The organism is Micromonospora sp. NPDC050795, assembly GCF_044456785.1.
In the GTDB taxonomy this organism is placed as follows: Bacteria; Actinomycetota; Actinomycetes; order Mycobacteriales; family Micromonosporaceae; genus Micromonospora.
Map to the genome: position 1 here is coordinate 1 of NZ_JBITGE010000050.1, position 24,796 is coordinate 24,796.

The window sequence follows — 24,796 nt, forward strand, 5'->3', positions numbered from 1 at the left end:
TCCCGGTTGACCCCTATCGAGTACGAGACCATCATGACCCCACCGGCCAGTCAGGCCGCGTGACTGAAACTGTCACCTATCGGTGCAGCAGACCCGTGGTGCGTCGTGGTGAGCTGACCGATGAGGCGTGGGTGGTGATCGCGCCGCTGCTACCGGAGCCGGGTGGTGCGCGGGGGCGGTGGCGGGACCACCGTCAGGTCATCAACGGGATTTTGTGGAAGCTGCGCACGGGTGCGCCGTGGCGTGACCTGCCGGAGCGCTTCGGGCCGTGGAAGACCTGCCATGAGCGGCTGCGCCGCTGGACGGCGGACGGCACGTGGGATCGGGTCCTGGCTGCGGCGCAGGTGCATGACGACGGCACACCGGTGCAGTGGACGATCAGTATCGACTCGTCGATCGTGCGGGCGCACCAGCATGCCGCTGGTGCCCGTAAAAAGGGGGTTCCCCGGCAATTGCGGCGACGCCTGGTGCGCAAGATGGTGAGGCCATCGGCCGGTCACGTGGAGGGCTGAGCACAAAAATTCACCTGGCCGTCGATGGACGCGGCCGGCCGTTGTCGATCCTGCGCACTCCAGGTCAGGCCGGCGACAACCCGCAGCTTCTGGCGTTGCTCGACGCGATCCGCGTTAACGAGCCCGGGCCCGGCCGGCCCCGCAAGCGTCCCGAGGTGCTGATCGCGGACAAGGGCTACGCGCACGACTCGACTCGTCGAGCCCTGCGGCAGCGAGGAATCCGGCACGTCATCCCGGAACGCACCGACCAAGTCGCCCGCCGAGCGGCCAGAGGCAGCGTCGGCGCGCGACCGCCAGCCTTCGACAAGGTGATCTACAAGAAGCGCAACGTCGTGGAACGCTGCTTCAACCGGTTCAAACAATGGCGCGACCTGGCTACCCGCTACGCCAAACGCGCATCGCTCTACCGGTCCAGTTTGATCCTCATCGCCGCCATCATCTGGCTCCGGTAATCGGCAGCAACAGCTAGTTGCCGCGAACCTCGCCCGAGTCTGGCAGGTCGAGGTACGCCAGCAGCCGCAAGAGCCCGCTCACGTGCGCGATGTCGTGCCACAGCGATACGACGTCCTCCGGATCTCGCTGGAGGAGGCTGGACAGCTCTGCGAGATCGTCGCTGCTCTGCCCGCAGTCGATCTCCAGCTCCGGCCGCGGGACCATCGCGAATGCCGCACGAAGATCGACGTTCCAGTAGTGGTCGACGCTTAGCTGTGACAGCTGGATTTGAGGACCGAACCGGCTCTCCGCCGCGTCCAACAGCATCAAGCACGCTCGGCGCAAATCCGCGATCCTCAGCACCGCATCAGCATCGGTCACGCCTCATGATCCCTCGGGGTGACGTCACCTGACCAGTCGATTCAAGATCGACAGGACAGGCCCTAACCCCGGGGACGACAGCCTGCACGGCCGCTTCTCCCCGATCTCCCGCCGATGCTCACCATCGGCTCGGGCGACACGGTCACCTATCGCACCCTGGACTACTGGTGGTCCGCCGGCCCGTACCCGGCGGAGCCAACCGGGACCAACCCCGGGTCGCGCAGCATCGGCCCGATGACGGCCACGCGTTGGTCGGTCTGGTCGCGGTCCGCCGTGCTCGCCCCGGTCAGACCCTCGCGGTACGCGTTGACGCGGTCATCCCGGCCAACTGGGGAACCACAATGGCCGGCGGCTGGCCCATTGGGCTCAAGGAGCGCTACGGCGTGCAGGACCAACAGGTGTTCACCGCCCTGGACTCGATGCTGACCCTGATGCAGCGACTGCACGGCCTCACCCGCCCGGACGCGGTGGCGCTGGCCAGCATCGCCGTCGACGTACGGGTGACGCAGATCGTCAACCAGAGCGTCGGCGCGCACGCCGTGCTCCGCGACGACGCGCTGCGCTGGCCGGACGCCGGTTCTGTCGGGGGTCGCCGTTAACGTGTGGTCACTGTCGCCGCGCCGGCCGGATCGCGCCGCTCGCTGACCCTCGGAGGCCCCCCATGTCCCAGGAGACGACCTACCTCGAACTGTCCGAAGTGGACGGTGCGCACAAGTTCTACGAGGTCATCGTCGACAACGCCACGCTGACGGTGCGCTACGGCCGGATCGGCGACCATGGGCAGGTCAAGGCCAACGCCTATCCGGACAACGCCCGGGCCCGGGCCGCCGCGGCGAAGAAGATCGGCGAGAAGGTCCGCAAGGGCTACGCGCCGGCGGTTCCCGGCGTGCGCCAGAAGCGCACCGTGTCACGGCGGCAGATCGTCAGCACCCGCTCCACCGCCCACACCGCCCCGGTGCTCTGGCGCTACGACTCCGGCGCCCCCGCCTTCGGCATCTTCGTCGACGGGCAGCACTGCATGGTCGGCAACGAGCACGGCGTCATCACCACGCTCGACCACAACGCCCAGGTGCGCAGCCAGGTCCGCCTTCCCGACGGGGTCAAGTGCATCGTCGCCGACGACGCCTGGATCTACGCCGGCTGCGACGACGGCAACGTCTACGACCTGTCCGGCAAGGTTCCCCGCGTGGCGTACGCGATCGCCCCGGAGATCGACATCTACTGGCTGGACATCCACGACGGCGTCCTCGGCGTCTCCGACGCCGACGGCGGGATCACCGCCGTCGACCACGAGGACGAGTTCCTGTGGCGTCGCCCCGGTCGCGGGCGTTCGGCCTGGATGGTGCGGTGCGACGACGACGCCATCTACCACGGCCACTCGCGGGGCGTGACCGGCTACGAGTGGCGTACCGGCAGCGAACTGTGGCACACCACCACCGGTTCGGTGCTCTTCGGCTGGCAGGAGCACGGCAGTGTGTTCGCCGGGACGGGCACCCGCGAGGTGGTGCGGCTGTCCAAGTCGGGGAGGCTCGACCGCACCTACCGCTGCGACGCCCCGGTCTTCTCCTGCGCCACCGCCGAGGGCGGCGAGTACGTCTTCGCCGGTGACAGCCAGTCCTCGATCTACTGCTTCGACGCGGCCGGCACCCGACTGTGGAAGCTCGGCACCGGCTGCGGCTCGGCGTACTCCATGCAGTACCACGACGACCGGCTCTACGTCGTCACCACCGGCGGCCATCTGGCCTGCATCGACGCGAGCGAGCCGGCGATCCGCGCCGCGCAGGCCGGAAACGTGCCCGAGGTACGCGACATCAAGGCCCCCCGCCAGGCGCCCCAGCCGGTGCAACCGACGATCGTCGAGGTGACCAGCGACTCGGGCGCGGGCGTGGTCGTGCGGTGCCGTGACGATCGGGGGCGGCTGCGGGTCCAGGTGCTCTCCGACGGCTACCGGCGCGACTGGTCGGTGCAGTTCCCCAAGGGGATTCGCGAGCCGGGCGCCCGCTACCTGGTGACCGAGGTGCGCGAGTCCAGCCGCGGTGGTTACTACCGCGCGTACGGCGACATCCGCCGGCTGCGCTGAGCGGCGGACGCGTGCCGGGGCCCCTCGCCACCGAGGGGTCCCGGCCGCACCCGTCGCTACCGTAGGGTGCCGCCATGGCACACCCCGTCCGGGCCGACGGCGACGCCAGCCGGGCCTGGTGGGCTGCCGCGCCGACGGGGCGAGTCAGTCACCTGCCGGGCATCGACCCGGAGCTGCTGCGGGTGGCACTCGACCCGTTACCCCCGGCAGCCCCCGCGATGGTGCACTACCGGCCCACTGTGACGGGTCCTCTCGGTGACCTCGTCGACACTCTGCTCGACCAACTGGACGCCGCCGCCCTCGCGATGTTCCCCCGCTGGCTGACGGGGGCCGACCATCTCGACAGCGAGGGCACGCTCGGTGTGGCGGCGGTGCGGGCACTCGCGGCCCGTACCGCCGCCCGTTCCCGGCACTTCGGGCCGTTCCTGGCCGACCTCGCCGAGCGAGGGCTGCGCGGCCCGCGCCGCCCCGCCGGCCGGTCCCGCTTCGCCCCGGGGGTACGCGCCGCCGGGCTCGCCCGGGTGATCTCCGGCGCGTACGACCGGGAGAGCTGCGTGCTGGTCGTGGCCCTGCCTGACCTGGACGCCGACGCCGAGCGGACGCTGGTGGCCGCCGCCGAGTGGCTCGTGCGGCACGGTGGCTTCACCGTGTGGTTGGCCGGCGGGCCGTTGCGCCACGCCGACCGGGTGCGCGCGGTGCCGATGCCGGTGCCGGCGCGGTTCACCGGGCTGGTCGGCCCTACCGAACGGCTCCCTGCCAACGCCGCCGAGCCGGAGTCGAGGGTGCTGGCCTGGCCCCCGATCGCCGGCGTACCTCGCGGTGACAGCCCCGCCGAACAGGCGTTGGAACGCGCGCTCGCGCCGCACGACTGGGCGCGGGGCCGGCGGTGGAACCAGACCTTCGAGTGGCACGTCCTGGCCGCGGCGTACCGTCTGGATCTGTTTTGGCCCACGGAGGGTCTTGCGGTCGAGGTGGACGGCCCGGAGCATCGTGGGCGAATCGCTTTCGCCAACGACCGGCGGAGGGACGTGCAGCTGCAACTCCTCGGGCTGGACGTGCTCCGCTTCACCAACGAGCAGGTGCTCACCGACGCGCCGGCGGTGGTCGACGGGATCCGTCGGCTGCTGGCCCGGCGACGTGCGGGCGGCACGCACCCCCACGGAGATGAGACATCATGACGAGCCCGGCGGACGTCCCGCACCTGACGCCGAACCAGATCAACGCCCTCGTGGTGCTGATGGTCGAGGCACGCCGACTCACCAACGTCGAGCTGAAAGAGCTGGCCGGCTTCACACTGACCGGCAAGGACAACACGAAGCTCGTCGACCTGGGCCTGGTCGACACCGATCGGACGCACCGGCCGTTCGCCCACGAGCTGACCGAGCAGGGCTGGCGGGTGGCACGTCAGCTGCACACCGCCGCGCCGCCGAAGGCGGGTGGCTCGACGACCCGGTCCCTGTTCGTCGTCCTGTCCAACCTGCACCGTTCGCTGGACCGGCTTCGGGTCAGCCACGGCGACTTCTTCAAGCAGACCGGGGCAACGGCCGCCCTCAGCGAGCCGCGACCCGAAGCACCGGCACCCATTGTGACAGCGGGACGGCCGCACCGGCGGCACCGGTGTCCGCTGCGGAGGTGGAGGCGCTGGTCCGGTCGGCGTACCGGGATCTGGCCACCGCGCCGGGCGCGTGGGTCGGCCTCGCCGACGTCCGCGACCGGCTCGCCGACACCGACCGGGCCGCCCTCGACGCGGCGTTGCGGGCGATGGTCGGCCGAGAGGACGTCCGCATCATCCCGGTGGCGAACACCAAGTCACTGACCGCACGGGACCGGGCTGCGGCCGTGCGCATCGGGAACGAGGACAACCACGCCCTGGCGATCGGCCCGGCATGATCTCGGAGGACCATCGGGCCGCGCTGGACGCGGTCAGCCTCAACCCGGCGGTCACCCCGGACGACGTCTGGCGACCCAGCCCACACAATGTGCCGGAGCTGCACGAGAAGGTGGCCGCGGAGATCCTGCGCGGGGTGGCGCGGGCCCGCACCGACGACACGAGCATGCCGCTCGGCGTGGCCATGCAGGGCCGCGCGGGTGCCGGCAAGACGCACCTGCTCGGGGCGGTCCGCGAACGGATCCAGGGCGACGGCGGCTACTTCTTCCTGGTCGACATGGTCAGTGGCAAGACGTTCTGGGAGAGCGTGGCCCTTGCCCTGGTGGAGGGGATGGGCCGCCCCCACGTCGGCTGGGGCACCCAGTTGAAGACCTTCCTGCGTCGACTCACCCCCCAGCTCGGCCTGCCGGTGGAGGTGCGCGACGCGGTCGCCGGCACCCGAGCGGTGACCCGTGCGCAGCTCGACACCTTCATCTGGGCGCTGCGCGAGCGCGATCGGGAGGTCGGGCGGGACGCCCAGGACACCGCTCGGGCGCTCGTCCTGCACGGTGCCATCGACTTCGAGGCACAGGACGTCGGTTACGCCCACCTGATCTCCGAGCCGGGTGACCCGGCCGCACGGGCGGCGTGGGGACTGAGCGCCGCGATCCGCACCCCCCAGCAGGTCGTACAGGACATCTCCCGGCTGATGGCCCTGACCCTGGACCCCACGGTCATCGCCGTGGACCAGCTCGACACGCTGTTCGCCCAGACCAGCACCTCACTGCTCAACCAGCATCAGGGTCTGGAGGACGGCCAGGCCAGGGTGCTCGGCCCGATCGCCGACGGCCTGCTCAAGCTGCGCGACATCACCCGCCGCACGCTGGTCGTCGTCTCGTGCCTGCCGGACACCTGGGTGCTGATGACCCGCACCGCGCCCACCCCGGTCGCTGACCGCTTCCGTACGGCGCACCTGCCGGACCGGATCCCCACCCCGGAGATCGGGCAGGCCATCGTGGCGAAGCGCCTCGCCGCCGCCTACGCGGGTATGTACTTCGGGCCACCGCACCCCACCTGGCCGATCGCCCCCGCCGCCTTCGCCGACGCACCCACCCTGACGCCACGCGCGCTGCTCCGCCGGGTGGACCGCCACATCGCCTGGTGCCGTGATCGCGACGACGTGATCGAGCTGGATCGGCTCATCGACGGCGCGGACTCGACGCCGACCGTCAGCGCCACCCGTGGTGCCTCCGCCGACCCGACGACGGACGAGCGCCGCCTGCACGAGTTGGACGCACGGTTCGCCGAACTGGTCGAGGCCGCGGACGTGTCGGCCGCAGTCGACCCGACGGGCGAGGACGAACACATGCCGCCGCTGCTCGCCGCCGGCCTCGCCGCCTGGATCGCCGAGCAGGCGCCGACCGGCGCCACCTACAAGTACGATCCGCCGCCCGGCCGTAAGCCCGCGCTGCACGGGCGGCTCATCGAGGTGCTCGACGAGGCCACCGAGAACGAGGCGCACTGGTGCTTCCGGGCCATCGCGCACCCCAATGCCATCGCCGTCACCGCCCGGGTCAAGGCCGCCTGCACCCTCGCCGGGTTGGACCGGGACCTGCCACAACGGCGGCTGATCCTGCTGCGTAACGGTCCATGGCCGACCGGGAAGCGTACGACCGAGGTGTTGACCGGCTTCGACGCGGCCGGCGGCCTGCGGTGTGCCGTGTCGGAGGCGGACCTGCGGGTCTTCGCGGCCCTGCGGGTGATGGCGGCCGAACCGTCCACGGCCCTGCAGGAGTGGCTGGTGGCCCGCCGTCCGGCCAGTGGCACCGAACTGTTCCGCGCAGTCCTGCCCGGGCCCGACGGGACGCGTGGCGGTGCCCAGCCGCCGACGCCCGACGACGAGCCACCGTCCGGTGGTCCCGAATCCGACCCGTCGCAGGTGTCGGAAGCCGACGCTCCCGCCGATGTGTCGACCGGTACGGCGGCCGGGCCCGTACCCGCTGACCAGGCCGACCTCGTGGTCGGCGAGGGTGGTCGGGCGGTCGCGCTGGGCCGGACCGTCGACGGCTCTCACCCCTTCACGGTTCCCCTGGAGTCGCTGCGTCGCCACGCCGTCGTGTTCGCCGGGTCCGGCTCGGGCAAGACGGTGCTGATCCGCCGGCTGGTCGAGGAGTGCGCCCGCGAGGGGGTCTCCGCGATCGTGCTCGACCCCAACAACGACCTGGCCCGGCTCGGCGACCCGTGGCCGGACCCGCCGGCCGGCTGGGGCCCCGGCGACGCCGAACGCGCCGCCGACTACCTCGCACACACCGAGGTGGTGGTGTGGACGCCCCGGGTCACCGCCGGTCGGCCGCTGAGCTTCCAGCCGCTGCCCGACTTCACCTCCCTGCAGGACTGGCCCGACGAGTTCGACCAGGCCGTCCGCTCCGCCGTGGAGGCGCTCGCGCCACGGGCGGGAGTGGACCGCTCCAGCCGGCTCGCCCAGCAGGGCAAGGCCGTGCTCACCGAGGCACTCCAGGCGTACGCGCGAAGTGGGATGGTCGGCCTGCCCGGCTTCACCGAGTTCCTCACCGATCTGCCCGAGGGGGTCAGTCGGCTGGCCCGAGCCGGGAAGCTCGCCGAGGAGTTGGCCGAGGCGCTCAAGGCGGCGATGGTCACCGATCCGCTCTTCGGCGGGGTCGGCGCGCCGGCCGACCCGGGGCTGCTGCTGACGCCGTCGGCGGGGCGGCGGGCCCGGGTCTCGGTGATCAGCTTCGTCGGCCTCACCTCCGACCAGGAGCGGCAGAGCTTCGTCAACCAGTTGCAGATGGCGCTCTTCGCGTGGATCAAGCGGCACCCCGCCGGTGACCGGCCGCTGGGCGGGCTGTTCGTGATGGACGAGGCGCAGACGCTCGCGCCCTCGACCGGCACCACCGCCTGCACCGCCAGCTCGATCGCGCTGGCCTCGCAGGCCCGCAAGTACGGGCTCGGTCTGGTCTTCGCCACGCAGGCGCCCAAGGGTCTGCACAACCAGATCTCCGGCAACGCGACGACGCAGTTCTTCGGGCTGCTCAACGCGCCGGCGCAGATCGACGCGGCCCGCCAGCTCGCCGAGGCCAAGGGCGGGCGACTGCCGGACATCGGCCTGCTCAACAGTGGCGAGTTCTACGCCGCCGGGGAGGGGTTCTCGTTCGTGAAGGTCCGTACCCCGCTGTGCCTGACGCACCACCCGAAGGCGCCGTTGACACCCGAGGAGGTCGTCGCCCGTGCCCGCCCGGCTGGGTAGCCTGGGGCCATGATCTTCATTACCGCCAAGTTCCGGGTCCTGGCTGAGCACGCCGACCGGTGGCCGCAGATCGCCGCCGAGTTCACCGAGGCGACCCGGGGGGAGCCGGGCTGCCTGTGGTTCGACTGGTCCCGCAGCGTGGACGATCCCACCGAGTACGTGCTGGTCGAGGCGTTCCGCGACGACCAGGCCGGCGGCGCCCACGTGCAGTCCGCGCACTTCCGCGCGGCTCAGGAGACCCTGCCGCCGTACCTGGCCGAGACCCCGCGGATCGTGAACGCCACGGTGCCGCAGGAAGACTGGTCGCTGCTCGGCGAGATGGCCGTTCCCGAGGGTCGCTGACCGCCACCGGTCAGCGGTCCGGGACCGTCGGCGACGCAGCCGGTCCGGGACCCGCCGTCAGCGCAGCCGGCGGGCGGTGAACCGGGTCGGCGGGTCGGCAATCACGTCCTGCGCCGCGATCAGCTGGATCTCCCGGGTGCCCGCCGCGAGAGTGGCCTCGAGCACGGCGTAGACGGAGGCGATGGTGCGTTCCAGCGCCGTCGCGGGTGAGCCGGTCGTCCACAGGTGGGCGAGGTACAGCGCCGCGGTGACGTCACCCCCACCGTTCGGGTTGATCGGCAGCAGCGGCGTGGTCACCGCCCAGGCGCCCTCGTCGGAGACCGCCACCACCTCCAGCGAGTCCGGGGGCAGGTCGCCGTGGAGCACGCTGGTCACCAGGACGTGCCGTGGCCCGGTCGCCCGCACCACGTCGACCGCGTCCAGCACCTCGGCGAGCGAGTTCGTGGTGCGACCGGCGAGGAAGTCCAGCTCGAAGTGGTTCGGCGTGATGATGTCCGCACGGGGCACGACGGTGTCCCGTAGGTACTCCGGAATCCCCGGCCGGACGAACATGCCCCGGCCGGCGTCGCCCATCACCGGGTCGCAGCAGTACACCGCGGCCGGGTTGGCCGCCTTCACCGTCGCCACCGCGTCCAGGATCACCGCGCCCACGGCCGGGTCGCCCTGGTAGCCGGAGAGCACCGCGTCGGCGCTGCCGAGGACACCCCGGTCCTCGATGCCCGCGATCACCTCCGCCACGTCCGACGCCGGGAGCAGCGGGCCGCGCCACGCCCCGTACCCGGTGTGGTTGGAGAAGTGCACGGTCAGGACCGGCCAGACCTCGTGCCCGAGGCGTTGCAGCGGAAAGGCCGCCGCCGAGTTGCCGACGTGGCCGTAGGCGACAGACGACTGAATGGACAGGATCTTCACCGGCCCATCATCGCCGCTGCGGACGACGGCGCACCGACGGCCCGCCGTTTCTGTCGGGTGGCCCACTCGCCGCCGAGCGGGCGGACGGCACGAACGGGCGGCCCGGACCGTGTCGTCCGGGCCGCCCGAGCGGTGGCGGGGCGACCAACGCGGTGGATGGCCGTCCCGTCGTACGGTCAGCCGCCGAGGCTCGCCGCGGCCGAGGCGATGGACGAGGCGAAGTAGCTCACCTGGGTGTAGACACCCGGGTAGTTGGGCCGGGCGCAGCCGTTGCCCCAGCTGACGATGCCGACCTGGATCCAGGCGTTGGAGGCGTCGCGGCGGAACATCGGGCCACCCGAGTCGCCCTGACAGGTGTCCGTGCCGCCGCTGGCATAGCCGGCGCAGATCTCCTGGGCGGGGATGAGATCCCCGCCGTAGTTGGCGTTGCAGGTGGAGTCGCTGACGAAGGGCACCGTCGCCTTGAGCAGGTACCGCTGCTGGCTGCCGCCCTCGCGGGCGGCGCCCCAGCCGGCCACGGTGAAGGTGCCGCTGTCGTACGCGGTGGTGCTGGCGATCGGCAGCGTGCTCAGCCCGGTGACGGGGCTGGCGAGCCGGATCAGCGCCCAGTCGCGGCCGGCGCCGTTGTAGCCGGGGGCGCGGTAGACGTAGTTGGACCGGACGGTGATCCGGCTGGACGACTGGAGGTCGACCGTCCCGAGCGTCGCGGTGATGCTGGTGTTGGTGCCGGTCGCGCCCACGCAGTGCGCCGCGGTGAGCACCAGCCGGGGGCTGTACAGCGCCCCGCCGCAGCCCATCGAGAGACGGACCATGAACGGGAACTCGCCCTGCGCGGCGCGGGTGCCACCGACGACGTTCGGCGTCATGGGGCTGTCGGCCGCGGCGGCCGGCGCGGTGAGGGTGAGGCTGGCCGCGGTCACCGCGGCCAACGCGGTGGCCAGCAGGCCAGTGAGGGTACGCCAGCGAACCATGCATTCCTCCGCATCAGGATGGCACGCCTCGTGAGCGCACCGCAGTTCGAGATAGCGGTCATCATATTGAGGTGCGTGGATCTAGCGGGTCATCCTCTCTGGGTCGTACCACCGGAGGTATGGATCTCGCACGGCGCGCGGGCGACCGGTGGTCAGGCGTCCGGGGTGCCGGTGCTCTCCCGGCGGAGAAGCCGGAACGGTGTCTGCACGGTCAGCGGCCCGGTGACCTCCGCGCCCTCGATGCGGGCGACGAGGCGGCGCACCGCGAGACGGCCGATCTCCCTCTTGTCCGGGGCGATCGTGGTGAGGGTCGGGGCAGTGAACCGTCCCTCCTCGATGTCGTCGATCCCGACCACCGCGACGTCCTCGGGCACCCGGTGACCAGCCTCGGCCAGCGCCCGCAGCGCGCCGATGGCGACCAGGTCGTTGTAACCGAACACCGCGTCCGGCGGATCACCGAGGGCGAGCAGGTCACGCATGGCGCGCATGCCGTCGAGCCGACCGAACGCGTCGGTGCGGGCCACCAGCCGTTGTCGGTACGGCAGGCCGGCGGCCTCCAGGGCCTCCCGGTAACCCCGGACCCGCAGGTGGGCCGACTGCCGGTCACCTCCCGGCGTGGCGCCGATGAACGCGATCCGGCGGCGGCCGATCGCCACGAGGTGCCGGATCGCCGCGTGGCTGGCGGCGACGTTGTCGATGGCGATGTGGTCGTGTGGCACGTCGTAGACGCCCTCGCCGATGAGCACGAGTGGGCTGCCGGCCGACCGGGCCAGCACCTCCTCCCGGCCGATGCGCACCGGGCTGAGGATCAGGCCGTCGATGATGCGCTGTCGCGAGCCGTCGAGGAGCGCCAGCTCCGCCTCCCGGTCGGCTGCGGTGTTCTCCATGACGAGCGTGTAGCCGAGCACGGCGGCCTCGGCGATGGCGATCTCGGCGAGTTCGGCGAAGTACGGGTTGGTCAGTTCCGGGACGGCCAGGGCGATCAGGCCGGTACGGCCCCGACGGAGGTGCCGGGCGCCGAGGTTGGGGCTGTAGCCGAGTTCGTCGATCGCCTGCTGCACCCGTTGTCGGGTCCGCTCCCCCACCGGCCGGTACCCGTTCACGACGTTGGAGACCGTGGCCAGCGAGACACCGGCGCGCTGGGCGATGTCCTTCAGGTTGACGCCCATCCCCAACCTTTCGCGAATTCGACAGGCGGGCCGACCGGACATTGATGAACAAGCATTGACGGGAGGGTCGACGCGGCTCTATAACGTTATACAGGTGATGACGGATGTCAATATTTTTGCCGCCGTTGGCACGTGGATATCCCACCGACATCCGTCGCTGACGCCCGTCCCCCGTCAATGACCACCCGATGCCCACCACCCACGCGCCTCGGGCCTGGCTGCACCGCCCGCGGCGACTCGCCCCCCGGAGACGGCATGACACGTCACGTCCCCATCCGCCCCGCCCTGCCACTGCTGCTCATCCTCACCCTGGTCGCCGGCGTCCTCACCGCGCCCGCCTCGTCGGCGTACGCCGCACCGGCCAAGACGCCACCACTGACGACCCCCTGGACCAGCCAGGCACTGACCGGCACGCCACTGCCCGAGTACCCGCGACCCCAGATGACGCGGCCGGACTGGCTCAACCTCAACGGCGAGTGGCAGCTACGCCAGTCGACGACCGACGACGCGCCGCAGTTCGGCACCAACCTGCCCGAGCGGGTCAACGTGCCGTTCCCGGTGGAGAGCGCCCTGTCCGGCATCCAGCGGGCCGCCAACGACAACCGCAACTACCTGTTCTACCGACGCACCGTCACCATCCCGGCGAGCTGGTCGGGTCGGCGCACCCTGCTGCACTTCGGCGCCGTCGACTGGCAGAGCACCGTCTGGGTCAACGGTGTCCGCGTCGGCGCGCACACCGGCGGCTACGACGCCTTCACCTTCGATGTGACGCCCCAGCTCACCGCCGGGACGAACGAGATCGTCGTCAAGGTCTGGGACCCGACCGACACCCGGCAGAACGGTAGCCTGCCCGCCATCGGCAAGCAGACCAAGACACCCAGCGGGATCTTCTACACCCCCAGCTCCGGCATCTGGCAGACGGTCTGGATGGAGCCGGTGCCCACCGCCTCGATCAGCAGCGTGGACGTCTACCCCAACCTGGGCAACAACACCCTGCGGGTCCGGGTCTTCACCCGGGGCGACGTGAGCGGCCACAGCGTGCTCGCCGAGGCGCTGAACGGCACCACGGTGGTCGGCTCGGCCACCGGCGGCTTCACCGACTTCAGCGTGCCGGTGCCCAACGCCCGCCGCTGGTCACCCGACGACCCGTTCCTCTACAACCTCCGGGTGACCCTGCGCAACGCCGCTGGTGCCACAGTGGACCGGACCACGCACTACTTCGGGATGCGGGAGATCACCACCGGCCTGGTCAACGGGGTGCTGCGCCCCAAGCTCAACGGCCAGTTCGTGTTCCAGGTCGGCACCCTCGACCAGGGCTTCTGGCCGGATGGGCTCTACACCGCGCCGACCGACGCCGCCCTCGCCTTCGACCTGCAGAAGCACAAGGACCTGGGCTTCAACATGGTGCGCAAGCACATCAAGGTCGAGCCGCAGCGCTGGTTCTACCACGCCGACCGGCTCGGCCTGCTGGTCTGGCAGGACATCCCGTCGCTGACCGCGCAGAACGTCGACCCCACCGACGCCCAGCAGGCGCAGTTCGAGGCCGAGGCACGCGAGATCGTCGACGAGCACCGCAGCTCACCCGCCGTGATCGCGTACACGCCCTACAACGAGGGCTGGGGCGAGCGGTCCCTCGCCGACACCCGGCGGGTCGCGCAGAACATCAAGAACCAGGACCCGACCCGTCTGGTCAACCCGCACAGCGGCCACAACTGCTGCCAGTCCCTCGGCGACCCCGGCAACGGCGACATCGACGACTGGCACGTCTACCTCGGCCCGGACTCGCCGGTACCGTCGAGCAGCCGGATCGCGGTGCTCGGCGAGTTCGGCGGCCTGGGCCTGCACACGCCGGGCCACGAGTACAGCCCGAACGGGAGCTTCTTCGCCTACGAGTGGCAGTCCAGCTCGACCGCCCTCACCGACCGGTACGTGGGTTTGGTGCAGGGCACCCAGAACCTGATGCTCGGCAAGGGGCTCAGCGCCTCGATCTACACCGAGATCACCGACCTGGAGGGTGAGCTGAACGGGTTCCTCACCTACGACCGCCAGGTGATCAAAATGGATCAGGCGCGGGTACGCGCCGCCAACACCGCCCTGATCAACGCCTCGAAGAGCATCGGCACTTCGGCACCCGTCGCCCTGCCGGTCAACACCCGACGGTCGGTGCAGGTGACCACGCCCGGCTTCACCAACCGCTACCTCCGTCACCAGGACAGCCTGGCCTACACGGAGGTGGTCGACGCCGCGAGCTCCAGCCTGCTCAAGGCCGACGCCACGTACACCATCAGGCCCGGTCTGGCCGGTTCCGGTTGCTTCTCGTTCGAGTCGGTCAACTTTCCCGGGCAGTACCTGCGCCACCAGAACTCCCGGGTCCGCAACTCGCCGGACGACGGCTCCGCTCTGCTGCGCGCCGACGCCACCTGGTGCGCCCGCACCGGGCTGACCGGCACCGGCGTGTCGCTGGAGTCGTACAACTTCCGAGGTAGGTACCTGCGGCACTACAACGCGGAGGTCTGGCTGAGCAACGGCGCCGGCGGCGACGCGTACAACACGCCGACGTCGTGGACCGCCGACACCACATGGAACATCGCCACCCCCTGGGCGCCCTGACCGCTGGGCACTGACCGGGCCGTCACGACAAAGAAGGGCGGGGGTTCCGGCGTGGACCGGAACCCCCGCGAGGCGTGGACGATGTCGCGGGGCCGGCTCCGCCGACCGATGTCAACAGCGCCAGGGTCTTCGGCAGCGGTCGGCGACCGGACCCCGGCGTCACTCCTCGTCTCGGGTGTCGTTTCCCCGATCATGAGCGAAAGCGGCGAGTCGATTGCACCGCCCGACCGGGTCGGCTTCAGGGCAAGCACCGAGCCGCAACTTGCACCAGGCCAGATTCACTCGGCTGTTGCAACACGCAATTATGCCGACCAACAAATAGACGATAACCAATCTTGACTTGTGCGGCCGGCCAGCGCACCGTAAAGAGTCAGAGGCAGATGCACGCCATTATCGGCCCGGCTGAAGTGGATCGCCAATGGAGCGCTGCCGGTTTCGCGCCGCGTGCACCAGGAGGCTTTCCATGCGGTTGAATCCGTTTACCGGGGTCTATCTCACCGATCCAGCAAGCATGTGGCGGCGCATTCTCGACGATCCCGCCGGGGTGCACTACGCCGAGGATCTGGGCCTGTGGCTGATCAGCCGGCACGCGGACGTCCGACGGGCCCTCGCCGACGCCACGACATTCGCCAACGCCCTCACCCTCGCCCCGGTCTACGAGGTGTGTCCACCGGCGCTGAACGTCATCATGCAGATCGACGCGCCACCCACGACGGCCGCGGCGGACCCACCGGCGCACCCGCGTACCCGGCGTGCCCTGCGGGCGACCTTCGCGAACACCGCCGAGCGGGTCGAGGCGGAGTACGGCGCGATCGTCCGACGCCGGGTTGACCAGCTGGTGTCCCGTCTCGCCGCCCGCCAGGGCGACCAGGTCGACCTGATCCCGGAGTTCGCGACCGAGCTTCCCCTGCTGGTGGTCCTGGACATCCTCGGGGTTCCCGACGCCGACATCGGACGGATCCGGAGTTGGGCCGACGGGCAGATCGCCCTCATCTGGGGCCAGCCCGACCCGGCCGAGCAGGTACGCCTGGCCCAGGGCCTGCTGGAGTTCTGGCACTACTGCGAGGACCTGGTCCGCCAGCGGGTGGACAGTGGACACCGGGGCGAGGACTTCATCAGCCGCGCCCTGGACTACCGGGACGACGAGGACAGCGTGCTGACGGTGCCCGAGGTGGCGAGCCTTGCCTTCAACCTCCTGGTCGCGGGCCACGAGACCACCGCCGGGTTGCTCGCGCACGCCCTCGACCAGGCCCTCTCCGCTCCGCAGCGCTGGTCGGCGATCACCGCGGACCCGGGGCTCGTCCCCGCCTTCGTGGGCGAGACGCTCCGGTTCGCGCCCGCCATCGACGGCTGGCTGCGGGTGACCACCCGCGATGTCACGGTGGGGACGGTGACGATCCCCGCCGGGGAGCGTTGCCTGCTGTTGATCGGCGCGGCGAACCGGGACCCGGCGGCGTTCCATGACCCGGATCGGTTCGACCCACACCGGGCCGATGTGGGCAATCACCTGTCGTTCGGCCACGGTCCACATTTCTGCATCGGCGCTGGACTGGCGCGACTCGAAGCCGGAATCGCCCTCAGCCGGCTCGCCGAAGCCATTCCCGAGCTCAGGTTGTCACCGGAGCAACATCGGTCGTACAAACCCAATGTCGCGTTTCGTGCGCACCGCACGCTGCTCGCGATAATCGGCGTCCCGGCGCCCACCGACGTGCCGGCGGCACGGAACGGCGCGACGGCCGAAGTACGCGCGGGTTGAGCGGGCACCGGCTCCAGCGGTGCTGACCTGCGGACGGGTCGAGGGTGGGGTGGGTCAGCGCCGGCCCACCCCACCCGGCGCGCCTCAGCGCTGGCACCAGGTCCGGCGAGAACCTTTCCCGCCTTTCCCGACGATCCATACCGGTGAACGTCTTCACACCCATCGCTTCCTGGGTTAAGAATTGCCCTCTGTGAATGTTCGGCCCATCGGCCAATCTCGATCTGGCGTCCGCCGCTGAATGTCCGTTCCACGAAGGTGAGCGCATGGAGCACACGTCCCCGTCGAGCTCGGCTCACTCCGCGGCCAGTCAGCGGTTCCGACGGGAGTTGCGCGACTGCCGCGTCCAACGGGGTCTGACCCAACGGGCCCTGGCGGACCTGGTGCGGTTCAGCCGGGAGACGGTCGCGGCGGTCGAGTCAGGCCGCCGGTTCGGCAGTCACGAGTTCGCCCTGCGCTGCGACGACGTGCTCGGCACCGGCGGCCAGTTGGCCGCGCTGTGGCCGCAGGTCGCGGCCGAGCAGTTGGCAGCCGACGGTCGCCGAGGCCCCCGCGCCCCGGAGCCGGCTCGACTGGATCGGCAGGTGCCGCGTCAGCGCGGCCGGCGTGACGCCCGCGACCCGGGCGCCGTGGTGGACGCGATCGACGAGCTGCGTGAGCTGATCGGCCAGGTGCTCAACGGCCAACCCGAACCGGACGAACCGGAGCGGCGGCACCCGTCGGCCGAACCCCTCGACAACCAGCGCTGACCCGACGAGCCAGCCCGACCTCGCGGCGTCACCGGTCGCTGACGTTGGGTACAGATACTGGTACGGGCAGTTTGTACCACGGCCAGGTCTGGTCTATGAGCGCGGCTTCCGGCCGAATGGGACTTGCATTCGGCAACGTGCGGATAGACCGTCATCGAAGTCGTGGGAGTCAATCTTGGCGTCGAGCACCCGGTCCCACGCGGCCAGACCCTACCCGACCCGTCGACGCGGTTGGAAGATAGCCGGCCGGATGCGGCTCATCGTCGCGGCCCCGCTCGTCGCCGTTATCGGCTTCGCCGGTCTCGCACTGACCGAGAGCGCACGCCAGACGGCCCGCGCCAGCGACCTGCAGGTCCGGACCAAGGTCGGTGCCGAGGCCGGCGACCTGGCCTACCGCCTGCAACGCGAACGCATCGCCGCCGCCGACCTGCTCACCTACGCCCGGCCGGAGCAGTAGGACGCCTTCAGCGTGGAGATGGCCGCCACCGATGACGCCGTCGCCCGCTACCGCGGGCAGCGTGACCGACTGGCCACCGACAACGGCACCAGCGCGGCTCTCCTGCGGCGCATCGACGCCGCCCTGGACGGCCTCGCCCCGCTGCGCACCCAGGTGCGCACCGCCACGCACGCGTCGGTGTCGGCGATGACCTTCAGCTACCGCATCGCGATCGCCGACCTCATCAACTTCCGGGAAAACGTCTCACACGGCGTGGTGGACGCCCCACTCGCCGACGGGATCCGGGCCTCGGCGGCGCTGTCGAAGACGGCCGAGGCCATCGGCCAACAACAGGTGGCCGTGCTGCGCGCCGTCGCGGGCGGGGAACTGACCCCGGCCATGCAGCAGGACATCACCGCCGCCCGCACCAGCTACACCGAGTCGAGCCTGTCGTTCCTGGCCCTGGCCCCACCCGACTGGAGCATCTGGTGGGAGCAGGCCGGCACCGGCAAGGAGGCGCTGGCCCTGCAACGGATGCAGGACGAGGTGGCCCGGGCCCAGCCGGGGTCGCAACTGAAACTGGAAACCGACGACTGGGTGTCCACCACCCAGACGCGCGCCGCCCGGCTGGCCGACCTGCGCGCCCAGGTCGACAACGCGGTCCGCGACGACGTTCGGGCCGCGCACGCCGACCAGCGCCGCCGCGCCGTCGCCGAGGCGGCCGGCGTCCTCCTGGCCCTGATCCTGACCGCGTTGGTGACCTGGGCGGTCGCACGGCAGATCACCCGACGGCTGCGCCGGCTGCGGGACGCGGCCAACGCCGTTGCCTTCGAACAGCTCCCCGCCGTGGTGGCCCAACTCCAACAGCCCGGCAGCGCCGCCGTCGACCCACACAAGCTGGCCCACCAGCAGTCCAGTGCCGCTCTCGAACCGTCCAGCGACGACGAGATCGGCGAACTGGGGCAGGCGTTCAGCGCCGTGCACCAGGCCGCCGTGCGGACCGCCGCCGAACAGGCCGTCATGCGCGCCAACACCGCCGACATCTTCATCCACCTGAGCCGCCGCGAACAGCGACTGGTCGACGCCGTCCTGGCCCAGGTCGACCTGGTCGAGCGGGACGAGACCGACCCCGACCGGCTCGACCAGCTGTACACACTGGACAACCTGGCGACCCGGATGGGCCGGATCAACGCCAGCCTGCTGGTGCTCGGCGGTGTCGGCGTGGGGCGCGTACGCCAGCGCGACGTTCCGCTGCAGCAGGTGCTCCAGGCAGCGCTGTCCCAGATCGAGCACTACGCACGGGTCCGACTCGGAATGATCGACGGGGACGTCGCGGTGGCCGCCAAGACCGTCGACGAGGTCGTGCACCTGCTCGCCGAACTCATGGACAACGCCACGACGTACTCGCCGCCGGGCAGCGAGACCTGGGTGAGCGGCCGAAGTCTGGGAGACCGCGTCATCGTCCAGATCAGCGACGAGGGCGTGGGGCTGTCCACGCAGCGGATGCAACACCTCAACGAACTGCTGGCGCACCCGCCGGCCATCGACGTGGCCGCCGTACGGGCGATGGGGCTGGTCGTCGTGGGCCAGCTCGCGGCGCGGCTGGGCGTCACCGTCCAACTGCGACGCGGCCCCCGACGCGGCATCCTCGCCGAGGCCACGCTGCCCGCGGCGATCATCCGGTCGCTGCCACCGGAGGAGTACCTGCTCGCACCCGGCCGGTTGTCGCGGCGGGCAGCTCGCACACCCACCCCGCCGCCGCCGTACCAGCCACGCCCGGAGCCCACCGCCGGCCGCCCGCCGACCGAACGGACCCTGCCGGCCGCGCCGGTCTTCCGACCGGCTGCCCCACCGCCGGACCGGGGTGACGCGCCCACCGAGGAGCTGCTCATCTTCGAACAGGTCAACCACTGGTTCCAGAACGACGTCGTCGACGGCCAGAACGGCCAGAACGGTCAGCAGTGGTCCAGCCCCGCCGACGACGCCTGGCGTACCGCCGCCCAGGCCCACACCCCCGAGGTCGCCACGACCACCAACTCCGGCCTGCCCAAACGCCAGCCGCAACGGCACCTCGTGCCCGGCGGTGTGACAGTGCCCCAGCAGCAGCAACGGTCCGAGTACCGCGACCCGGCGCAGGTGGCCACGGCGATGGCCGCGTACGCGCGGGGCGTGGCCAACCGACGGCGTACCCCGATCAACCTCGGTAACAAATGACGCGACAGGAGAGCACGTGACCGACCAACAGGATCTCGGCTGGCTGCTGGACAATTTCGCGGCGCGCGCGACCGAGGTCAGCCACGCGATCGCCATTTCCAGCGACGGCCTGATGGTGGCCGCCACCCGCGACCTGCCACCGGACCGGGCCGACCAGTTGGCCGCCACGGGTAGCGGGCTGGTCAGCCTGCTGCGGGGGGCGGCGGCCTTCTTCGACGCCGGCGCGGTGATCTCGAACGTCACCCAGCTCGAGGGCGGGTTCATGTTCTCCATGGCCTTCAACGACGGCGCCTCGCTGCTGGTGCTCGCCGCGCCCGAGTGTGACGTGGGCAAGGTCTCCTACGAGATGACCGAGCTGGCCAACCGCATCGGGGACGCGCTGACCCCCGCAGCCCGGGCGGCGCTCGCCCGCAGCCGCTGACCAACCCGGCGCCCCCACGCCGGACACCCCTTCCCCTTCCTCTGGAGTTAGACATGCCTCTCACCACGCCTTGGCGCAGCCGTGCCCTCACCGCCGCGCTGCTCGCCGCCGTGCTGACCACCAGCACCGCCTGCGGCGACGACGCTCCGGGCACGAGCGCCGGCGGCTCGATAAAGATCGGCCTGCTCGCGTCGCTGTCCGGGACGTACCAGGCTGTTGGCACGGAGATCCGCGACGGCTTCCAGCTCTACCTGGACACCCACGACGGCAAGTTGGGCGGCCGGCAGGTCGACCTCGTCGTCGCGGACGAGGGCAACGGCGCGCAGACCGCCGTCCCGGCGGCGACCAAGCTGCTCAAGCAGGACCGGGTGTCCGCGCTCACCGGCATCGTCGGTGGCGGCTCGGTCGCCGGCGTCACCCCTCTGCTCAACGAGACGAAGGTGCCACTGGTCGGCTCCAACGGCCGGCCGGAGCTCAAGGACGTCTCCCGGGTCTGGCACACCTCGTACCTCTCCGACGAGCCCGGGGCGGCGATCGCCCAGCACGTCCGCGACAACGTCAAGGGCTCCGTGTACGCGATCGGCCCGGACTACCAGGGCGGTTGGGACGAGCTGCGCGGCTTCACCGACGCCTTCGGCAAGATCGGCGGGAAGCTCGCGAACGCCGACGGCAAGACGACCTTCACTCCGTTCCCGGCCACCACCAACTTCCTGCCGTACTTCGCCCGCATCAAGGCCTCCGGCGCGGCAGCCGTCTACACCTTCTACGCCGGCAGCGCCGCCGTCGACTTCGTGAAGCAGTACGCCCAGTCCGAGATCAAGGACATCCCGTTGTACGCGGCCGGGTTCCTCACCGAGGGCGGTGTGCTCAACGCGCAGGGCGAGGCCGCCCGGGACATCTACTCGGTGCTCAACTACTCGCCCGACCTCGACAACGCGGAGAACCGCGCCTTCGTGGCCGCGTGGAAGGCGAAGCACGACGGTTCGCCGACGACCTACGCGCTGGCTTCGTACGACGCGGCGGCGGTGCTCGACCGGGCGATCGGCGCGGCCGGAAACGACCCGACCCCCGAGGCCATCAACACGGCCATCGGCCAACTCGGCCAGATCGCCAGCCCGCGTGGCACCTGGCAGTTCTCCACCACCACGCACTCTCCTGTGCAGAAGTGGTACCTGCGGCAGGTCCGCCAGGACGGCCGGGCGCTGTCCAACACCGTCGTGGGCGACCTCGCGACCGTCGGCCGGTGATAGTGGTGGCGGCCGGCACGAACCGGATCGACCCGTACCTGATCCCGGCGTTGGACGGAGTCGCCTACGGGCTGCTTGTGTTCGTCGCCGCCTCGGGCCTGGTCTTCTGTTTCGGCGTCGCCAACATCCTCAACCTGGCGCACGGCCTGCTCTACGCGATCGGCGGGTACACCGCCGCGGCGCTGCTCGACGGCGGCTGGGTGAGCCTGGCGTTGGCGCTGACGGTCGGTGTGCTGGCCGCCGCCGCGACGGGGGTGCTCCTGGCCGGCCTGCTCACACCGGTCGCCACCGGCAATCACCTGAGTCAGGCGCTGCTGACGTTCGGGGTGGCGCTGGCCGGCGGCAGCCTGCTCGTCGCCGGCTTCGGGCCCGACAACCCGCAGGTCCAGGTGCCCGCAGCCCTGGAGGGGTCGGTGATGGTCGCCGGTCACCGCTACGCCGCGTACCGGTTGGTCTTCATCGTCGTCGCGGCGGTGCTCGCCGCCGCCCTCTACCTGGTGGTACGACGCACCAGGGCCGGGATGCTGGTCCGGGCGGCGGTCGACGACCCGGAGATGGTCGCCTGTCTCGGCGTGAGTCCGGCACGGATCCGGGCCGGTGTGCTCGCCGCCGCCGGCGCGCTGGCCGGCGCGGCCGGAGTCCTGGGAGCGCCCATCATCGGCCCCGGCACCGGCACCGCCGACACGGTGCTGCTGCTCTCCCTGGTGGTGGTCGTCCTCGGTGGCCTCGGGTCGATGGCAGGCACCCTGCTGGCCGCGCTCGCGATCGGCGAGATCCAGACGTTGGGCGTGGCGCTGCTGCCGTCCGCCGCACCGTTTCTGCTGTTCGCCGCCATGGCGGCCGTGCTGGCCGTGCGGGCGCGTGGCCTGGCCGGCAGGTGGAGGGCGGCATGAGGGGCGAGGTGATCCGGCGAGTTCGAGGCGGCATCGCGGCGCTCGTCCTGGTCGGCCTGGTCGTGGCGCCCTGGGTGGTCGACGACTACACCACGGCGATCCTCGCCCGGACGCTGGCGCTGGCCCTGGTCGGGGTGAGCGTGGCCCTGCTCACCGGCGTCGCCGGCATGCCCACCCTCGGCCAGACCGCGCCGTACGCGGCCGGCGCGTACGCCTGCGCCGTGGTCGGCAGCCGAGTCTCCGACGTCGGCGTCGTGCAGCTCGTCGTCGCGGCGGCCGCCGGGGCGCTGCTGGCCGCGCTCACCGTGCCGCTCGTCGTGCACGCCCGCGGGGTGATCGTCCTGATGATCACCCTGGCCATCGGTGAACTCGTCGTCATCCACCTGGGGCGGTGGCGGTCGGTGACCGGTGGCACGGACGGGCTGGCCGGCATCCCCGCGGTCCGCCCGTTCTGGGGGCTCCCGGCCCTGGCCAACGACCAGGCCCGTTACCTGTACGCCCTGGTCGTCGTGGCCACGCTGGTCGGCGCGGTGCTGGTGCTGCTGCGTACCCGGGCGGGGTTGGTGCTGCGTGCCGGCCGCGACGACGAGACGCGGTTGCGGGCCAGCGGTCGCCGGGTGGCGTTGCACCTGTCCGGCGCACACATCGCCGCCGGGGCGATCGCCGGCGCCGCCGGCTCGCTCCTGGTCGTCGCCCAGCAGTACATCTCCCCCGCCGACTTCGGCTTCGACACGTCAGCGCTGCTGCTGCTCGGTGTCGTCATCGGTGGCACCGCCTCGGTGGGTGGCGCGCTGGTGGGTGCGGCGTTGGTCATCGCCGTCCGGGACTGGCTGTTCGGGGTGCTGCCCGGCCATGCGCCACTGGTGCTGGGCGCGCTGTTCGTGGCGACGGTCTACCTGCTGCCCACCGGCGTCAACCGGGCCCGGGGTCGGCTGCGCCCACCGGGCGCCGCGACGCCACCGCCGGACCAGCCAGCCGCCCATGACCAGGCCGAGGTTGCGGAGCTGCACCGATGACCGGCCTGTTGGAAGCCCAGAAGATCAGCGTGCGGTACGGCTCGCTGGCCGCACTCGACGGCGTGGACCTGTGCATCCACGACGGCCAGCGGCACGCGCTGATCGGTCCGAACGGGGCCGGCAAGACGACCCTGCTCAACGTCCTCGGCGGGTCCACCCGGCCACAACGCGGCACGGTGCGGTTCGACGGACGGGACGTCGGTCGACTCGGCCCGGCGGCCCGGGCCCGGAGGGGCATCAACCGCATCCACCAACGACCCGCGGTCTTCCCGACGCTCACCGCGACGGAGAACGTCGTGGTGGCCGCGCTGCCACGGATCATTCCGGGCGGCCGGTGGCGGCCGGGCGGCCGTCGACGCGCCGCAGAGCGCCTGGTCGGCCCGCTGCTGGACCAGATGGGGCTCAGTACCGTCGCGACGGTGCCCGCCGGGCACCTCGCCCACGGGCAACGACGCCAATTGGAGATCGCGATGGCGATGGCCGGCCGCCCCCGCCTGCTGCTCCTCGACGAACCGGCGGCCGGGCTGTCCGCCGTCGAGGTCGGCCGGCTGGTCGAGGTGCTCCAGGCACTGCCCAGGGCGGTCGCCGTGTTGCTGGTCGAACACCGACTGGACCTGGTGTACGCCCTCTCCGACACGGTCACGGTGCTGCGCGACGGTCAAACGTTGGCCGCCGGCACACCGGACGAGATCCGTACCTCGCCGCTGGTGCGGCAGGCCTACGCCGACGGGGTGGCCTGATGCTCACTGTGGATCGTCTCTGCGCCGGCTACGGCGGGGGAATCGTCCTGCACGAGGTCAGCCTGCGGGTTCGCCCAGGCAGCATCCAGGCCGTGGTGGGCCGCAACGGGGCGGGCAAGAGCACGCTCGTGCACACCATCGCCGGGCTGGTGCGGGCGTCCAGCGGTCGCATCGAGATCGGCGGCGTGCACGTCGCCGGACGACAACCGCATCGCATCGCCCAGTCCGGCGTCGGTCTCGTCCCGCAGGGCCGACGGGTCTTCTCCCGGCTGACAGTGGCCGAGCACCTGCACCTGGCGGCCGCGCCGTGGCGGGCCCCCACCTCCGGCGGCGAAGGCTGGACGGTCGCCCGCACCCTGGAGTTGCTGCCGAGGCTGGCGGTCCGGCTGCGGCACCGCGGCTGCGAACTCTCCGGCGGCGAGCAGCAGATGCTGGCGATAGCCCGTGCGCTACTCGGCCAACCCCGGGTGCTGCTGCTCGACGAACCATGTGAGGGGCTCTCGCCCGATCTGGCGGCGCGGGTCCGCGAACTCGTCAACGGTCTCGCCGCCGACGGCCTGACAGTGCTGCTCGTGGAACAGCAACTCCAGTACGCCATCGAACTCGCGGACCGGGTGGCGGTGCTGGAGTACGGCCGGGTGGTCTACGACCGGCCGACCGCGGAGGCCCGCCGCGATCCGGCCCCACTGGCGGCGATGTTGAGCGTCGCCGCCGTTGCGCCGCCCCCGGCCAACAGAGCGACCCCTCGGCTCTGGGCCGACACCCCGTAGTCACCCGACCCTTCTCGAG

General features: G+C 71.4%; 22 protein-coding genes. 18 read left to right on the forward strand and 4 right to left on the reverse strand.

Annotated elements, in window-relative coordinates:
* The first annotated feature begins 98 nt into the window (after positions 1-98).
* Positions 99-964, forward strand: a protein-coding gene (locus ACIBEF_RS29775; RefSeq protein ID WP_396796674.1) for an IS5 family transposase whose coding sequence is annotated in 2 segments (ribosomal slippage) — positions 99-432 and positions 432-964 — 867 coding nt in all. Because the reading frame shifts where the segments join, the coding sequence is not laid out codon by codon here.
* A 13-nt stretch (positions 965-977) separates the two neighbouring features.
* On the opposite strand, the gene ACIBEF_RS29780 is transcribed toward ACIBEF_RS29775, so the two are convergent.
* On the reverse strand, positions 978-1,325 hold the full coding sequence (locus ACIBEF_RS29780) for a hypothetical protein (RefSeq protein WP_204944864.1): 348 nt from the start codon (positions 1,323-1,325) through the stop codon (positions 978-980).
* Positions 1,326-1,492: 167 nt separating this feature from the next.
* On the opposite strand from ACIBEF_RS29780, the gene ACIBEF_RS29785 reads away from it, so the two are divergent.
* From ACIBEF_RS29785 to ACIBEF_RS29810, 6 genes are all read left to right on the forward strand, one after another.
* Positions 1,493-1,924 (forward strand): hypothetical protein, encoded by a 432-nt coding sequence (locus ACIBEF_RS29785; protein WP_396796644.1) that lies wholly within the window; start codon positions 1,493-1,495, stop codon positions 1,922-1,924.
* A gap of 62 nt (positions 1,925-1,986) precedes the next feature.
* Entirely contained in the window at positions 1,987-3,405 is a 1,419-nt protein-coding gene (locus ACIBEF_RS29790; RefSeq protein ID WP_396796646.1) for a PQQ-binding-like beta-propeller repeat protein, read from the forward strand.
* A gap of 74 nt (positions 3,406-3,479) precedes the next feature.
* Positions 3,480-4,583, forward strand: coding sequence for an endonuclease domain-containing protein (locus ACIBEF_RS29795; RefSeq protein WP_396796648.1), 1,104 nt, complete (start codon positions 3,480-3,482; stop codon positions 4,581-4,583).
* Positions 4,584-5,022: 439 nt separating this feature from the next.
* Positions 5,023-5,295: a hypothetical protein gene (locus tag ACIBEF_RS29800; RefSeq protein ID WP_396796649.1), complete on the forward strand. Its 273-nt coding sequence runs from the start codon at positions 5,023-5,025 to the stop codon at positions 5,293-5,295.
* Positions 5,292-8,537, forward strand: coding sequence for an ATP-binding protein (locus ACIBEF_RS29805; protein ID WP_396796650.1), 3,246 nt, complete (start codon positions 5,292-5,294; stop codon positions 8,535-8,537). The genes ACIBEF_RS29800 and ACIBEF_RS29805 overlap by 4 nt, the downstream gene beginning before the upstream one ends.
* A gap of 9 nt (positions 8,538-8,546) precedes the next feature.
* Entirely contained in the window at positions 8,547-8,879 is a 333-nt protein-coding gene (locus ACIBEF_RS29810) for a putative quinol monooxygenase (RefSeq protein ID WP_396796651.1), read from the forward strand.
* A 57-nt stretch (positions 8,880-8,936) separates the two neighbouring features.
* Here ACIBEF_RS29810 and pdxY read toward each other — a convergent pair whose 3' ends face one another.
* The 3 genes from pdxY to ACIBEF_RS29825 all read right to left on the reverse strand — a co-directional run bounded on the left by pdxY (position 8,937) and on the right by ACIBEF_RS29825 (position 11,928).
* Entirely contained in the window at positions 8,937-9,788 is an 852-nt protein-coding gene (pdxY, locus tag ACIBEF_RS29815; protein ID WP_396796652.1) for a pyridoxal kinase PdxY, read from the reverse strand.
* A gap of 176 nt (positions 9,789-9,964) precedes the next feature.
* Entirely contained in the window at positions 9,965-10,759 is a 795-nt protein-coding gene (locus ACIBEF_RS29820) for a serine protease (protein ID WP_357229687.1), read from the reverse strand.
* Positions 10,760-10,911: 152 nt separating this feature from the next.
* Positions 10,912-11,928, reverse strand: coding sequence for a LacI family DNA-binding transcriptional regulator (locus ACIBEF_RS29825; protein WP_396796653.1), 1,017 nt, complete (start codon positions 11,926-11,928; stop codon positions 10,912-10,914).
* Positions 11,929-12,183: 255 nt separating this feature from the next.
* On the opposite strand from ACIBEF_RS29825, the gene ACIBEF_RS29830 reads away from it, so the two are divergent.
* The 11 genes from ACIBEF_RS29830 (at position 12,184) to ACIBEF_RS29880 (ending at position 24,777) form a co-directional block, all read left to right on the forward strand.
* The gene (locus tag ACIBEF_RS29830; RefSeq protein ID WP_396796654.1) at positions 12,184-14,538 is read left to right on the forward strand and encodes an AbfB domain-containing protein; all 2,355 of its coding nucleotides are present in this window, start codon (positions 12,184-12,186) and stop codon (positions 14,536-14,538) included.
* 463 nt (positions 14,539-15,001) lie between these two features.
* Positions 15,002-16,294, forward strand: a complete 1,293-nt coding sequence (locus ACIBEF_RS29835) for a cytochrome P450 (RefSeq protein WP_396796656.1) — start codon at positions 15,002-15,004, stop codon at positions 16,292-16,294.
* A gap of 263 nt (positions 16,295-16,557) precedes the next feature.
* Complete coding sequence (locus ACIBEF_RS29840) at positions 16,558-17,040, forward strand: helix-turn-helix transcriptional regulator (RefSeq protein WP_357233695.1); 483 nt, start codon at positions 16,558-16,560, stop codon at positions 17,038-17,040.
* Between the two features lie 250 nt (positions 17,041-17,290).
* Entirely contained in the window at positions 17,291-17,497 is a 207-nt protein-coding gene (locus ACIBEF_RS29845; RefSeq protein WP_396796658.1) for a hypothetical protein, read from the forward strand.
* An 18-nt stretch (positions 17,498-17,515) separates the two neighbouring features.
* Positions 17,516-19,690 (forward strand): nitrate- and nitrite sensing domain-containing protein, encoded by a 2,175-nt coding sequence (locus ACIBEF_RS29850; protein ID WP_396796659.1) that lies wholly within the window; start codon positions 17,516-17,518, stop codon positions 19,688-19,690.
* A gap of 16 nt (positions 19,691-19,706) precedes the next feature.
* Entirely contained in the window at positions 19,707-20,111 is a 405-nt protein-coding gene (locus ACIBEF_RS29855) for a roadblock/LC7 domain-containing protein (protein WP_030490280.1), read from the forward strand.
* Between the two features lie 53 nt (positions 20,112-20,164).
* Complete coding sequence (locus tag ACIBEF_RS29860) at positions 20,165-21,358, forward strand: ABC transporter substrate-binding protein (protein ID WP_357198683.1); 1,194 nt, start codon at positions 20,165-20,167, stop codon at positions 21,356-21,358.
* Positions 21,355-22,251, forward strand: coding sequence for a branched-chain amino acid ABC transporter permease (locus ACIBEF_RS29865; RefSeq protein ID WP_366609533.1), 897 nt, complete (start codon positions 21,355-21,357; stop codon positions 22,249-22,251). Before ACIBEF_RS29860 ends, ACIBEF_RS29865 begins: the two co-directional genes overlap by 4 nt.
* Positions 22,248-23,267, forward strand: a complete 1,020-nt coding sequence (locus ACIBEF_RS29870; protein WP_396796660.1) for a branched-chain amino acid ABC transporter permease — start codon at positions 22,248-22,250, stop codon at positions 23,265-23,267. The genes ACIBEF_RS29865 and ACIBEF_RS29870 overlap by 4 nt, the downstream gene beginning before the upstream one ends.
* Positions 23,264-24,007 (forward strand): ABC transporter ATP-binding protein, encoded by a 744-nt coding sequence (locus tag ACIBEF_RS29875; RefSeq protein WP_396796662.1) that lies wholly within the window; start codon positions 23,264-23,266, stop codon positions 24,005-24,007. Before ACIBEF_RS29870 ends, ACIBEF_RS29875 begins: the two co-directional genes overlap by 4 nt.
* Positions 24,007-24,777 carry an ABC transporter ATP-binding protein gene (locus ACIBEF_RS29880; protein ID WP_355010079.1) on the forward strand — a complete coding sequence of 257 codons (771 nt, stop codon included), beginning with the start codon at positions 24,007-24,009 and terminating at the stop codon, positions 24,775-24,777. Before ACIBEF_RS29875 ends, ACIBEF_RS29880 begins: the two co-directional genes overlap by 1 nt.
* Positions 24,778-24,796: the final 19 nt, after the last annotated feature.